The organism is Pseudomonas sp. NPDC087346, from assembly GCF_044744235.1.
Lineage (GTDB): Bacteria > Pseudomonadota > Gammaproteobacteria > Pseudomonadales > Pseudomonadaceae > Aquipseudomonas.
Map to the genome: position 1 here is coordinate 25534 of NZ_JBIUXX010000057.1, position 13730 is coordinate 39263.

14 protein-coding genes and 1 tRNA gene are annotated in these 13730 nt (G+C 58.6%); 4 read left to right on the forward strand and 11 right to left on the reverse strand.

The annotated features are described in order from the left end of the window. The first annotated feature begins 76 nt into the window (after positions 1 to 76). Positions 77 to 1177: a DUF2817 domain-containing protein gene (locus ACIOZM_RS25440; RefSeq protein WP_401218828.1), complete on the forward strand. Its 1101-nt coding sequence runs from the start codon at positions 77 to 79 to the stop codon at positions 1175 to 1177. A 105-nt stretch (positions 1178 to 1282) separates the two neighbouring features. Here ACIOZM_RS25440 and ACIOZM_RS25445 read toward each other — a convergent pair whose 3' ends face one another. The 4 genes from ACIOZM_RS25445 to ACIOZM_RS25460 are packed head-to-tail and all read right to left on the reverse strand — an operon-like array spanning position 1283 to position 3393. Then, a complete protein-coding gene (locus ACIOZM_RS25445; RefSeq protein WP_401218831.1) occupies positions 1283 to 1537 on the reverse strand; it encodes a bacteriocin immunity protein in 255 nt (84 codons plus the stop codon). A 7-nt stretch (positions 1538 to 1544) separates the two neighbouring features. Next, positions 1545 to 1823 carry a bacteriocin immunity protein gene (locus ACIOZM_RS25450; protein ID WP_401218834.1) on the reverse strand — a complete coding sequence of 93 codons (279 nt, stop codon included), beginning with the start codon at positions 1821 to 1823 and terminating at the stop codon, positions 1545 to 1547. Between the two features lie 60 nt (positions 1824 to 1883). Beyond that, on the reverse strand, positions 1884 to 2135 hold the full coding sequence (locus ACIOZM_RS25455; protein WP_401218837.1) for a bacteriocin immunity protein: 252 nt from the start codon (positions 2133 to 2135) through the stop codon (positions 1884 to 1886). Positions 2136 to 2142: 7 nt separating this feature from the next. Further along, the gene (locus ACIOZM_RS25460; protein WP_401218839.1) at positions 2143 to 3393 is read right to left on the reverse strand and encodes an S-type pyocin domain-containing protein; all 1251 of its coding nucleotides are present in this window, start codon (positions 3391 to 3393) and stop codon (positions 2143 to 2145) included. Positions 3394 to 3754: 361 nt separating this feature from the next. Between ACIOZM_RS25460 and ACIOZM_RS25465 the strand changes: the two genes are divergently transcribed. Further along, positions 3755 to 4147, forward strand: coding sequence for a helix-turn-helix domain-containing protein (locus ACIOZM_RS25465; RefSeq protein ID WP_401218842.1), 393 nt, complete (start codon positions 3755 to 3757; stop codon positions 4145 to 4147). Between the two features lie 40 nt (positions 4148 to 4187). Next, positions 4188 to 4454, forward strand: coding sequence for a SymE family type I addiction module toxin (locus tag ACIOZM_RS25470; RefSeq protein WP_401218844.1), 267 nt, complete (start codon positions 4188 to 4190; stop codon positions 4452 to 4454). Between the two features lie 68 nt (positions 4455 to 4522). Here ACIOZM_RS25470 and ACIOZM_RS25475 read toward each other — a convergent pair. From ACIOZM_RS25475 to ACIOZM_RS25500, 6 genes are all read right to left on the reverse strand, one after another. Further along, positions 4523 to 4599, reverse strand: a tRNA-Met gene (locus tag ACIOZM_RS25475). Positions 4600 to 4679: 80 nt separating this feature from the next. Further along, on the reverse strand, positions 4680 to 6152 hold the full coding sequence (locus ACIOZM_RS25480; protein WP_401218846.1) for an amidase: 1473 nt from the start codon (positions 6150 to 6152) through the stop codon (positions 4680 to 4682). A gap of 60 nt (positions 6153 to 6212) precedes the next feature. Then, positions 6213 to 7262, reverse strand: coding sequence for an extracellular solute-binding protein (locus ACIOZM_RS25485; protein ID WP_401218849.1), 1050 nt, complete (start codon positions 7260 to 7262; stop codon positions 6213 to 6215). Positions 7263 to 7289: 27 nt separating this feature from the next. Beyond that, positions 7290 to 8096: an ABC transporter permease gene (locus ACIOZM_RS25490; RefSeq protein ID WP_401218852.1), complete on the reverse strand. Its 807-nt coding sequence runs from the start codon at positions 8094 to 8096 to the stop codon at positions 7290 to 7292. Then, a complete protein-coding gene (locus ACIOZM_RS25495) occupies positions 8096 to 9016 on the reverse strand; it encodes an ABC transporter permease (RefSeq protein ID WP_401218854.1) in 921 nt (306 codons plus the stop codon). The genes ACIOZM_RS25490 and ACIOZM_RS25495 overlap by 1 nt, the downstream gene beginning before the upstream one ends. A 15-nt stretch (positions 9017 to 9031) precedes the next feature. Further along, positions 9032 to 10150 carry an ABC transporter ATP-binding protein gene (locus ACIOZM_RS25500; RefSeq protein ID WP_401218856.1) on the reverse strand — a complete coding sequence of 373 codons (1119 nt, stop codon included), beginning with the start codon at positions 10148 to 10150 and terminating at the stop codon, positions 9032 to 9034. A gap of 226 nt (positions 10151 to 10376) precedes the next feature. Here ACIOZM_RS25500 and ACIOZM_RS25505 point away from each other — a divergent pair, with 226 nt between their 5' ends. Next, the gene (locus ACIOZM_RS25505; protein ID WP_401218858.1) at positions 10377 to 11279 is read left to right on the forward strand and encodes a LysR substrate-binding domain-containing protein; all 903 of its coding nucleotides are present in this window, start codon (positions 10377 to 10379) and stop codon (positions 11277 to 11279) included. A 24-nt stretch (positions 11280 to 11303) separates the two neighbouring features. Here ACIOZM_RS25505 and ACIOZM_RS25510 read toward each other — a convergent pair whose 3' ends face one another. Continuing rightward, entirely contained in the window at positions 11304 to 13361 is a 2058-nt protein-coding gene (locus ACIOZM_RS25510; protein ID WP_401218861.1) for a methyl-accepting chemotaxis protein, read from the reverse strand. Positions 13362 to 13730 lie beyond the last annotated feature (369 nt).

The following is a 13730-nucleotide window of genomic DNA, read 5'->3' on the forward strand; positions in this document are numbered from 1 at the left end:
CACATAAGTGTTGACGGTCAATCCGCTATCGCTAGCAGGCTAGCTCCCACAGTTAGAAAACCAACAAGAGGCAACCATGCACAGCGAGTTTCCGACTCAGTACAGCTACCGTGATCAGCGCGAACGCTTTCTTGCCGCCGCGACCGCCGCCGGTGCGACGCTCACCTCGTACGCGCATCCGCGCTGCGGCCCTTTTGGCGAACCGCTGAGCACCGATGTCGCGGTGCTCGGTAATCCGCAGGCCAAGCGGCGGCTGGTGGCGCTCAGCGGCACGCACGGGGTGGAAGGCTATTACGGCTCGGAATGCCAGATCGACTGGCTGAACGCATTCACACCGGGCTCACTGGCTGCGGACGTCGCGGTGGTGATGGTTCACCTGATCAATCCATGGGGCACGGCGTGGCTGCGGCGGGTCAACGAAGACAACATCGACCTCAATCGCAATCATCTGGACTTCACCCGAGCGCTGCCGGATAACCGCGCTTACGCCGCATTACATGAAATCTACGCCTGCACGGACTTGAACGGCCCCGAGCGGGAGCGTGCCGACGCTTTGCTCGATGCGCAAATCGCCGAACACGGCTGGCCGGCAGTGATGTCGATTGTCGAGGGCGGACAGCACAGTCATCCGGATGGACTGTTTTACGGTGGGCGCGCGCCGAGCTGGTCGAACCAGACATTGCAGCAGATCATCAAGACGCATCTGGCCGGCGCTGAAACGCTGATGTGTTTTGACCTGCACACCGGGGCAGGCGAGTACGGTCATCCGATGCTGCTGACCATCACCGAATCCGCTTACCCGGCCCTGGCGCAGGCGCAGTCGATCTACGGCCCATGGCTTTACACTCTGCACACCGGCGCCGAGACCGTGAGCGAAACCGGTATTGCGGCGACTGCCACCGGTTACACCTCGCAAGCATTGCTTAACGCATTGCCGGGCGTGCAATTGATGCCGTTCGTGATCGAGTGCGGAACCTATCCGGGGCCTGATGTGCATCGGTATTTACGCGATGATCAGTGGCTGCACCTACACGGTGATCCACTGGATGCGACGGGACGTGAGATCAAGTTGAATCTGCTGGAGCAGTTCTATCCTGCCGATCCGGACTGGCGGGCGATGGTGGGGCTGCGGACTCGGCAGATCTGGGCGAAGGGATTGGTGGCGTTGGCGGGGTGAGGTGCCAGCTCTGTGGTGAGGGGGAGGTAGCGACACGTCGTGCTTCTCGGTTGAAAGGGAAGGGTGCGTGATGCAGCTCTTATCAGCTCAGGTGTCGTCATGTGCTCACTGCTTGAAGCCAGGCAGCCCATTGGCGACACGCCATTCTTTTACGGTCGCTGAGATGCCCTCAGGCGTGCATCGTGCCTCATCCTCTGGCCAGTAGATCAAGTCAGTGCCCTTGGGATGTTCGGCCAGTTCACAGAAGTTATCTAACATATCCACCAGCACTGTCTCTGGCGTACCACTCCTATTGGAGGTGAATATTTCCTGCAAAAGATTAATAAACTGCTCTTCCCGGTAGTCAGAGATTTTTGCCATGACGTGCTCAGGTTGAGTTGCCCAGATTGGTCTCCTGCTTCAAACCAGATAGTCCATTGGCAGCACACCAATTTTTCACGGTGTCGGTGACGCCTTCTGTCGAATCATCGGTGTCGTCTTCAAGATAGAAAATCAAATCAGATCCCTTGGGATGTCCGCAAATTGAATTGAAGTGAAATACAAGCCTGCTTTCCTCGTCTCCGCTTTCACCATTGCCCATGATGCTCTCAATCCGGCTAATGAACTCTTGTTCTGTGTAATCCGAGAAACTACGTTTAGCGGCCATTTTTTTATTTTGTGGATCTCGATGTATCGCGTAGTAATTTGAACAGTTCAAGCCAGATGTTTATGACCTGAACCCCAACAAGCCGTTGGCTTCACGCCATTTCTTTACTGCCCGCGTAATACCTTCAGCAGACGTGTCCTCTCCAGGCTCTGGGTAAAAAATGAGGTCAGTACCATCCGGATGACCGGTAAGCACTCTGAACTCTGCCAGAAGAGCACCAAGCTCCGAATCTGAGCCATTTTTGTTGGTGGTCCGTATCTTTTCGATGAATCTAATAAATTCTTCTTCGGTGTAATCAGATATTTTTGCCATGGCTTGCTCACTGAGGTTTGTGCTGGCTGATGTGGTTCTTAGGAGTATTCACTCGCAAGTTGTCTATGTCATAGACAGCGCCACCGTCTGTGATCCGTTCGACGTGATGTATCTCAAATACCCCCCGAGAGCCAACCGCTTCTCTATCTCGAACGGCGGGGGCATTGCCAGACATCAAACGATCCTGGGCATCTTGATTAAACTGACTGAACAGTTCCTGATCATCCCGCACCGCACTCCAGAATGCCTTCCGAAACGCATCGAAACTCGAAAACTCCCGCCCTTTGAGCCTATCCGCGATCCGTGTCGGAATCGGTGCGCCCAACCCTGATCCCGCTCCAGCAAGCCAGATCCCCGAAACATCCTCGCCAATCCCCGTCACCGTCCCCGGCGTCAATCTGGCCGGCCTCGAAAACACCACATACAGCGACTTCAACCCGGTCTCAGCCGGAAACACCAGAATACAATCCTCGGCAGTAATGTCTTCGCCGGGCAGGCCTTCTATCTGGCTGTCAGTGTTTTCGGAGATCGGATGAACAAGGATGGTGTTCAGGTGCTCGCCGTGATCGGGATAGACCAGCGGCGGCATTGAGCCCAGCGGCCCGCGTTGGGGCGTCCACAGAATGGTAATGCCGTTGAGCTTGGCCTCCATTGCAGTCTTGTCGCTGTTCCACTCGACTTTCACGGTGCGCACCGAGTCATCGCCCGAGGCGCCGGTGTGGATGCCGTAAACCTGCAATGCCCCTTCGGTGTCGCGCCGAAACTGGAAGCGCACGCGCGTTGTGGCGCGGCTCATGCGGCGTAGTTGTTCGTTGGTATGAAGCGTGCCGTCGCCCATTTTGGTCGGGAGCATCCCGAGGATGAACACGCTGGCCGGGCCACCTGCACCGCGTATTACCCAGTTGAGGCGCTGTTGCAGGATTCCACCGCCGGCCATGCGCCCCAATGCCAGATCGGCTCCGAGTGCGCTCGCAACAGCGGTGCTGGCTGACGGAAAGAGCATGGCGCCCGCCACCATGATCTTGCCGAAGTTGGAAGCGGGCTCAGGTGTTGTGCCGGCGTCTGTTCGGCACCAGTTGTCTGCCGTGCAGGACTTGGCAAACACCAGATCTTCGCGAGGCTTTGGTGTTGGCCATTCATCTTTTGGAATGTATTTGGGTTCTGGCGCAGGGGGCGGATTCCACGAGGCCCATGAACCGCCGCCATTCGAATGCTTCCATGGCCATTCATCATCGAAGAGGAATTTGAATCGAGCCATGACAACTCCCTGTATGGCTGTGAATCGAGCCAGGAGAGCTTGTCGATCAATGGGGAACTCGGGCAAACCGTTAGAGTGAGTTTCAGGTGCGCGGTTTTACGAAAAATCCAATTCGTACCTGGATCGAACCTGTTTCCTACGGCTGCTTCTGGGCGGATTGATTCAGATAAGCCAGCAGTGTTTTGCGCTTGTAGTCTTTCGGTTTGGATGGAAGGGCGGTCTGCATTTCTCCTACAGACTTTTCAGGTCGACAACCTACGCACGTTTGCCTGAGGATGTTTTCTGTTGCTTTTTCCAGGATGGATTTCAGAGAAAAGGAGAGTCGGTTGCCATTCAATTCTATTTTCAGTCGGCCATTGTCATGAGCATTTCCAATGAGGATCGCGATTTTCTTATGGCGATGGGCAGTCGCATTGCTCACTTACGCACAGTGCACGAGATCACACAGACTCGGTTTGCACGGGCTTTAGGTCTTTCCCGGCAGACCTTTCAGGGTTACGAGGAGGGCACGCGCACCATGCCGGTCACGACACTGGTGAAGATGGCATTTGCGCTTCGCGTTCCTGTTGAAGACCTGCTGGGAGGGCCCTCGTACACGGAAACGCCCAGACGCGGTTTGACCTCGACGTGGTATCGACGGCTGCAGTCCATCAATCAGCTTTCGAAGGTTCAACAGAAGGTCGTTGCGCAGATGCTCGACGCCCTGATCGCACAGGCTGCGGCCAAAACGAGCGACGAAGAAAGAGAAGTTTGAAGTAATCCAAAGAACGCGGAACCAAAGTGCTAGCAACACCTTGATTCCGCTAACCACAAAGCAGCTGAAAAAGGAGCTGAACCAGGCTAAGGCCGATCATACGTCATCAACCCCCATCACTGAACGGCGGTTGAAAATCGCCGCTGATTTTCAACCGATCAAGAGCAACGGCAATAACTACAGCTCCGGTAAGCCCATACCCTGGATCAGGCTGCGCGGAATGTGGTTACGGCAGGCGGGATTCGAGGTGAACGAGAACGTCAAAGTCCGGGTGATGAAAGGGTGTCTGGTGATTACAGCGGAATAACAGATTGCCGCTACTTTTCTCGAGGCATAAAAAAACGGCCTACCTTTCGGTAAGCCGTTTTTAGTACTTGGTGGCTACACAGGGACTTGAACCCCGGACCCCAGCATTATGAATGCTATGCTCTAACCAACTGAGCTATGTAGCCAAGTGGCGCGCATTATTCCCCTGAAATGGAAAAGCGTCAAGCGTAAATTTAAAATATTTCTCTACGCTTTCAACCGTTTATCAATCTTTGCTCAAAAATGCCCCGCCAAGCAGCGGCGAAGGGCAGCGTTCGAACCAGCGGCTGGCCTGTTCATACGCGTGGGCCAGTTGCAGAACGGCGAAGTCAGCCTGGTGTTTGCCGATGATTTGCAGGCCCATTGGCAAGCCATCGCGATTGAACCCGGCCTGCACGTTGGCCACCGGGCAACCGGACAAGGTGCCGGGGATCACCACTTCCATCCAGCGGTGATAGGTGTCCATCGTGACGCCTTCGATAGAGGCCGGCCACGGCTGGTTTTTATCGAACGGGAAGACCTGTGCGCTCGGCAGCAGCAGGAAGTCGAATTTTTCGAACAGTCGCGAAATCGCCCGATACCAGTCGCTGCGCACCACCGACGCGGCAAACACTTCGCTGGCGGAAAGCTTCAGGCCGTTCTCGACTTCCCAGCAGGCTTCCGGTTTCAGCAGGGCACGTTTCTGCGGATCGGCATAGGCCGCGCCGAGCGAACCGGCGACCATCCAGTGACGCAAGGTACGCCAACTGCTCCACAAACGCTCCGGGGCGAATTCCGGTTGTACCGACTCGACATGGCAGCCGAGGCTTTCAAAGTCGGCGAAGGCTTTTTCGCACAACGACAGCACGCCGTTCTCCATCGGCAAGTAGCCATTGAAATCGCCGAGCCAGCCGATGCGTGTGCCCTTGAAGTCGCGTTCCAGCGGTGCGGCAAACGCCTCACCGGATTCGTTAATCGACAGCGGCGCCCGGGCATCGCCACCGGCCTGCACCGACAGCAGTAATGCGGCATCGCGAACGCTGCGGGCCATCGGCCCTTCGTAGCCGAGTTGATCAAAAAACAGATCGGCACTGTCATCAAACGGCACCCGACCCTGAGAGGGACGGAAGCCGAAAATATTGTTGAACGCTGCCGGGTTGCGCAGCGAGCCCATCATGTCGCTGCCATCCGCTACCGGCACCAGATGCATGGCTAGTGCAGCGGCGGCACCACCGCTACTGCCGCCTGCGGTTTTGCTCGGGTCGTAGGCGCAGCCAGTCGCGCCGAACAGCCGGTTATAGCTCTGCGAACCGAGGCCGAATTCCGGAGTGTTGGTCTTGCCGATGATGATCGCGCCGGCAGCCTTGATCCGTTCGACCATGATGCCGTCGCGCTCGGGGAAGTAATCCTTGAACAGCGGCGAGCCGAGGGTGGTGCGGATGCCACGGGTCAGCGACAGATCCTTGATTGCATGAGGCAGGCCATGCATCCAGCCACGGTATTCGCCACGCGCCAGTTCGGCGTCGCGCTCGTCGGCCTGGGCCAGCAGGTCTTGCGGTGCCTGCAGGCTGATCAGTGCGTTGACCATCGGGTTGAAGCGTTCGATATGGGCCAGATAAGTCTGCATCACTTCCCGGCAGGACACCTGGCGCAGACGAATGCGCTCGGCGAGTTCGTGGGCCTGCAACAGGACCAGTTCGCTGATGTTGTTAGAGTTCATTGCAAGCGGCCTTCAAGACGGCTGGAGAAACGCCCCGACATCGTGTCGGGGCGGTAGAGATCAACGCATCAGATTGGTCCAGAGACGGTCGGCAAGACGGATCGCACCTTCGCCGCAGGTCTTGCTGAACACCACCTGCGTGCCTTCGGGAATATGCAGCTCGGGTGCGTCTTTCAGACTGGCGTCGAGGAACGGTTCGACGCCTTTGATCGGGCTCTGGTGCTTGAGGAAGTTCTGGGTCATCGCCGAGTTTTCCGGCTGGCTGAGGAACGCGATAAACGCCTTGGCATTTGCCGGATTCTTGCTGCCGGTGGGGATGACCATATTGTCGACCCACGCCAGCACACCTTCTTTCGGGTACAGGTATTTCAGGGTCGGTTTCATTTCACGGGCGCGCATCGACGAGCCGCCCCAGAACATCGACATGTCGATTTCACCCGAGGCGAGGTTCTCGCGGATCGAGCCGGCCTTGGAGCTGTAGGTTTTGACGAAAGGTTTCTGCGCCTTGAGCAAGGTCAGCACCTGCTGCATCTGTTTCGGGTCTTCGCTGCACAGCGGAATGTTCAGGTACAGGCTGGCCATATCGACCATGTCGCTGACCGAGTCGAACATGTTGATTCGTCCCTGCAACTCGGCTGGCGGCTCGTAAAGCACCTTGTAGCTGTCGGCGGGGCCCTTATAGCGCGCGGAGTCGAGCACCACGCTGGTGGTGCCCCAGATGAACGGCACGGAGTACGCGCCTTCCGGGTCCCAGGTCGGTTTTTTCAGGTTATCGACGACGCCGGCATAGTAGGGCTCGTTGACCGGGTCGAAGCGCTCCAGCAGCTTTTCCTTGATCAGGATCGGAATGAACTGGTGCGAAGGAATCGCCACGTCATAACCGGCGCCGCCCTGTTTCAGTTTGGCCAGCAGCGTCTCGTTGGAGTCATAGGAATCGACGGTGACTTCGATGCCGGTCTGCTTCTGGAACTTGGCGAGAATCTCCGGTGAAAAGTAGCCGCTCCAGCTCACCACGTTGAGTTTTTCTGCGGCCTGAACAACGCCGCCGGCCAAGGTCAGCGGCAAAGTCAGGAACAACGAAGTGCCGATGCTTTTTATCCACTTGCTCATGCTATTTCCCCACAGTACGTAGAAGGTTCAGGCGTTCTTTTTGCCCAACAGGTAGGAGAGACTGACGAACAGCACCGAGACGCCCAGGATCAGGGTCGAGACGGCGTTGACGTCGGGCGTCACGCCCATGCGCAACAGACCGAAAATGAAGATCGGCAGGGTGGTGGTGCCGGCCTGGGAAACCATCATCGAGATCACGAAGTTATCCAGCGAGACGATGAAGGCCAGCATCAACCCGGAGAAGATTCCCGGCATCAGCAGCGGCAGGGTGACCTTGCGAAACGTGCGCCACGCGCCGGCATACAGATCGGCCGAGGCTTGCTCCAGCGACAGGTCCATGTCGTTCAGGCGAGCGCGAATCGGCAGGTAGGCAAACGGGATGCAGAACACCGTGTGAGCGATGATCAGATTGCCGTAACCCAGCGACAGGCCGATGGTCGAGAACAGCGCGAGCGTAGCTACGCCGACCACGATTTCCGGTAGCACCAGCGGCAGCATGATTGCGCCCATCGACAACTGCATGCCCATGAACTTCGCACCTCGCGACGTACCCAGTGCAGCAAGGGTGGCAATCGCGGTGGCGATCATGCTCGCGCAAACCGCGATCAACAGACTGTTGCCGGCCGCCTGACGCAAGGCCTGATTGGCGAACGCGGCGCGATACCAGTCGAAGCTGAAACCGGTCCACACCGTGGCCGACTGGTTGGCGTTGAACGAGAAGACCACCAGCACCACGATCGGTGCGTAGAGGTACAGATAGAACAGGAAACTGAATCCGCCGAAACCGGGGAAGTCCTGCACGCTGAGACCTTTGCGTTTGAATAATCCGATCATCACGCACCTCCCTTGGCGACGCGCTGGCGCTCGGCACGCAGCGCATACACGGTCAGCACCAGCATCACTGCGGCCATCAGCACCAGCGACAGCGCTGCGCCAAACGGCCAGTTACGCGCATCGCTGAACTGCCGGAAAATCAGGTTGCCGAGCATCATCCGCGTGCCACCACCCAACAGTTCCGGAGCAATCATTGCGCCCAGGCACGGCACGAAGGTCAGAATCGCGCCGGCAAGAATTCCCGGTTTGGCAATCGGTAGCACTACTTTGCGCAAGGTGCGCACACGACCGGCGTACAGATCCTGAGCCGCTTCGAGCAGACGAATATCCATCTTTTCCAGCGTCGCGTAGATCGGCAAAACCACGAAGGGCGCGTAGGTATAAACCAGCCCCAGCAGCACCGCACCGTCGGTGTACAGCAACTGCAATGGCTCATGAATGACGCCGAGGCCCATCAGGCTGTTATTGATCACCCCGGTGTTGCGCAGCAGCAAAATCCACGCATAGGTGCGGATCAGCAGGTTGGCCCAGAACGGCACGGTGATCAGAAAGATCAGCAAGCCGCGCCGATGCGCCGGCTGCATCGCCAGCCACACCGCGACCGGAAAACCGATCAACAGCGTGATGATCGTGGTCAGCCCGGCGATGCCAATCGAGCGCAGGGCGATGATCAGGTAGGAGTCGGCAAAAGCCAGGCTGTCGTCCAGTTGGCGCTCGAACAGCAGCGAGGTGTAGGCGTCACTGCTGAAGACTTTGTTGATCCCGCCGTAGGGGTTGGCTTCCATCAGTGAATAGCCGATGACGATCAGGATCGGCACGATCAGAAACAGCCCGATGGCGATCAACGCCGGGCTGACCCCGAGGAAGCTCTGAAACGCGCGGCGGCGTTCCAGGGAGTTGGTTATCGGTAAGGCGTGCATGGCAACTCCTCGGGCTCAATCGTGCAGGACGCTGGCGCTTCCACGGTCGAACAACAGACCGGCCTGACTGCCGACGGCAAAGCGCAGGCTCTGGTCGACGCAGTTGGGCGTGCGCACGGTGAGGCGCGAACCATCGTTGAGGCTGACTTGATATTGCAGGTCGGTGCCGAGGTAGATCTGCGCTTCGATCCGGCACGGCAATGCGCCGTCGTTGCTGGCGGGCACCAGATGCAGGCGCTCGGGGCGTACCGACAACGTCACGCTGGCGCCGACCGGCACGTCGCTGCACGCTTGCGCCGGTAGCGGATGCCCGGCCGGACCGGCGAACCACGCCATACCGTCCTCGATCTGCGTGACAGTGGCTTCGATGAAGTTGGTTTCGCCGATGAAGTCCGCGACGAAGCGATTGCGGGGCCGCTCGTAGATGTCCTCCGGACGACCGACCTGCTGGATCTCGCCTTCGGACAACACCGCAATGCGGTCTGACATGGTCAGGGCTTCTTCCTGATCATGGGTGACGAAAATAAACGTGATGCCGGTGCGTGCCTGAATGCTTTTCAGCTCTTCGCGCATTGCCTGACGCAGCTTGAGATCGAGTGCCGACAGCGGCTCGTCGAGCAATAAGACTTTGGGATGCGGGGCCAATGCCCGCGCCAGCGCAACACGCTGTTGCTGGCCGCCGGACAGCTGCGCGGGTTTGCGGTTGGCGAAGCGTTCCATCTGCACCAGCGCAAGCATTTCACGCACGCGTTCGGCGATCTGCGCCTTTTTCAGGACTTTGCCCATCGGGTGCGATTCGAGGCCGAAGGCCAGGTTTTCGGCGATGGTCATGTGCGGGAACAGTGCGTAATGCTGGAACACCGTGTTGACCGGACGCTGGAACGGCGGGCGGTCGGCGATGTTTTCGCCGTAGAGCAGAATCTCGCCTTCGGTGGGAAACTCGAAGCCGGCGATCATTCGCAGAAGGGTGGTTTTGCCGCAGCCCGAAGGGCCGAGCAGGGTGAAGAATTCGTTGTCGCGGATGTCCAGGTCGATGTTTTTCAACGCCACCGGACCGGTGAGTGGATCACCGTAAACCTTGCGCACCGAGCGGATCGACACCGCCAGCGTTTGCAGCGAATGCAGGGCATTCATGCGTTACCTCCGATTCCCCCATCGCCTGCGATTGCGCTGTCATCAGCGAAGCCGTCGGGCCATGGATATTATTTTTTTGGGCAGGATCGAGATTGCGTTCGGGGTGAAACCAGCTGTTTTTTTATTTTGCTGTGGCTCGATTATCAGCGAGGGGTTGCGTTGGGTGAAACTTCAATTTAAACATGGCAGGTGTTAGTTAATTTAATAGCCAAAGGTGCCAGGAATCATGCCCGACCACCGCTTGCCGCCGCTGAACGCGGTACGGGCGTTTGATGCCGCCGCCCGTTTGGGCAGCTATGTCGAAGCCTCGAAAGCCTTGCACGTGACCCAGCCTGCGATTGGCCGGCATGTGAAGTTGCTGGAGGAGTGGCTGGGCATTCAGTTGTTCGAGCGCACTTCGCGCGGGGTCAACCTGACGCTGGCGGGCGAGAAGTACCACCGCAAGATCGCCGCAGCCTTGCAGTTGATCATCGAGGCCGGCAAAGAAGCGCAGCCCAAAGAGGCCGAACGCTGGTTGCGAATCATGGTAGTGCCGGGTTTTGCCAAACGCTGGCTGATGCCGCGCATCGAGACCATGCGTCATCTGCGTCCGGGGTTGAAGTTCGCCATCGAGCCAAACTCGACCTTCACCGAGGTGGATGGCAAGAGCACCGATCTGGGCATCGTCTACGGCCTCGACGGGCAATATGCCGACTCTCGTGAAACGCTGATCTGCCCACGGGTATTTCCGATCTGCACTCCAGCGTATCTGGCCAGCGTCGAAACTATCCACAGTCCTGCGGACCTGGTGACGCACAACCTGATCCACGTGGACGACGGTGAGTGGTGGAACCTGTGGTTCGCCGCCCATGACCTCGATATTCATCTCAATTCGGACATGCTCTACGTCAACAACGACCACGCGTTGTCAGTCGCGGAGAGCGGGCAGGGCATTGCGCTGGCCAACGAGGTGCTGGTACGCCAGGAACTCGCCAGCGGCAAACTGGTGCGGGCGGTCGAGGCGCAGGTGCAGCTGGAAAGTTACCGGGTACTGACGCCGTCCGCCGATCTCTCGGCGGATGTGGCGTGGTTTATCCAGTGGCTCAAGGCCGAGCTGGAAGCGGATTTTCCAGAGGCGGTAATCAACTGAGGCGTTTATCAGTTGAGTCGGTAATCAACTGAGACGGAAGCGCCCGGTGTTGTCGCTCAGGGCCTTGCTGCCCTGGCTCAAGGTGTCCGCTGCGAGATTCACCGCGCGTGCGCCTTCAAGCAAACGCACAGCCGCCTGATCGACCTGCTGGATATTGCCGCTGACCTCATCGGCGGTGCAGGCCTGCTCCTCAACCGCCGTGGCGATCTGCGCCAATGTGTCGGTGACGCTCTGCACAGCGCTGGCGATCTCGCCCAGTCGTTCGCCGAGGCCGGTGACCGCTTCGGCATCCGATTGCGCCTGGCCGCAAGCAGCTTCCATCAGACTCACCGCCTCGTTGACCGTGTTGCGCAAACTGTCGACCGTGCCGGCAATCTGCGCGGTGGACGATTGCGTGCGTTGCGACAGGCTGCGCACTTCATCCGCCACCACAGCAAAACCGCGTCCCTGTTCGCCAGCACGTGCGGCTTCAATCGCCGCGTTGAGCGCGAGCAGGTTGGTCTGCTCGGCAACGCCGCGAATGGTGTCGACCACCAGTTGAATCTGCTGACCTTGTTCGCTGACCCGGCCCAATGCGGCGGCGGTGTCATTGAGGCGTTGATTGAGTTGTTGAATGCTCGCGGTGGTGCGCTGGCTGTCACGGCTACTGTCGGCGGCAATGCGCTGAGTGTGCTGAGCGCTGCCGGAAGCCTGTTCGCAACTCTGCGCGACACCTTGCGAGGTGGCGGCCAGTTGCGTGGCGGCAGCGGCGATCTGGCTGATCTGCAACTGCTGCGCCTCGACTTCGCTGAGGGCGCCGCTGGAGTGATCGTTGAGGCTGCGCACGGCGTTGCTCAGTTGCGAGGTTTCGTGATCGACCCCCAACAAACTGGTGCGCAATTGCACCACGGCGACATTCAGCGCGGTGCTGATCGCTGCCAATTCATCGCGGCCCACCACTGGCACTTGCAGGCTCAGATTGCCGTCACGCAGCGCCTCGGCGAGCACGGTAATGCCGCTGGCGCTGCGGCGAATCGAAGCTTGCAGGCAGACGAACAGATACAGCGCCGCCAGCAGCAAACAGCCAAATATCGCCGCGACGATGATGAACTGGCGAATCGCCGATCCGTGGTAAGCGTCCAGCCGCTGATCCAGCGTTACCAGCGATTGCTGGCGCAAGGACGCGAGATCGCTCAACAGAGCATCGAGGCTGCGTTCGAAGTCGTCCGGTTTGAGATTGATGCTGCCGCCAAACACGCCGTCATCCAGCACCTTCAGCCCCGCATCCAGATGCTTCAGGCTGTCGTGGTACTGACTGGCCCAGGCTTGCTGATTACTCGGCAAGCGCGCTTCGAGCAGGCTGGCGGTTTTCACCAGTTGCTCGCGGGCATCGCCGATTCGGCTGCGCAGATCGCGCAGTTGCAAACGGCTTTGCAGGGTGAATTGGCCCGACACTACGGAGGCCTGGCCGACAGCGGCGAGACGGCCGACGCGCTCGATCAGGTCCGGCGCGTGCTGGGTGGAAATCTGCGTCAGCAAGTAGGTTTCCAACCATGGCGCGAGCGTCAGGCGATTGTCCATGACGATCTGCTCGCGCAACGCTTGCAGGGCGCTCAGTGCATTGGTGAACCGGTCATAACCGTCCGGCCACCAACCGACACTGCTAAGGCTTTTCGAGTCCAGGCCATTGAGCGCGGTTTGCAGGGCTTGATAGCGGGCGAGGGTTTCACCTTCGGCGCCTTCCTTTTGCAGCGCATTGCCCAGATCGCTGATGGCTTGGGTGACGGCAGGTTGCACCGCGTCGAACGCGGCCATGGCGGCGAGTGTCGCCGGGGTCGGCTGACGGTTGGTTTCGGTGGCGCGCCAACGGGCGGCGCGATCACGCTGGGCAGCCAGCAGATTGTCCAGCGCATCGAGGCTGAGCAATTGACGCACGCCGGCGCGCTCGCCGGAAATCAGGTTGAGCTTGTCGCGATAGTCTTGGCCGATCATCAACAGGCTACCGGCCAAGGGCAGGATAAACAGCAGAAACAACAGCTGGAATTTACGCGCAAAACCAAACCGCCCCAGCAGCTTGATCCCCGGTGACAAGAAAGACTGCATGCCCCATGACTCCTGTGGACACCACGCACCATCGGCGTGCATCGCGGTCGTGCGACCTTGATGTCGTGCCCTGCTAAAAGGCCTCGAAAGTTCACTCTGACCCGCTCTGTAGGCAGGTTCTGTAGCGAAACTTCCCATTGTCGATCCCCTTTGTAAGGGGGCCGCGTTCAAGGGGAGAAGCAAGGCAAGATTCAGACCATGGCGTTGCGCTATCACCTTTTGTGGCGAATCCATGCCCCTGTAGGAGCTGCGGGGCGCGGGGGTATTTTTTTTTTTTTTTTTAATAAAAAAAAAAAAAAAAAGTGGGGGGCGCCGACAAACGGGCGGGGGGTGAGGAGTGGCAGGTTTATAAGTATAAAAACCACCTAA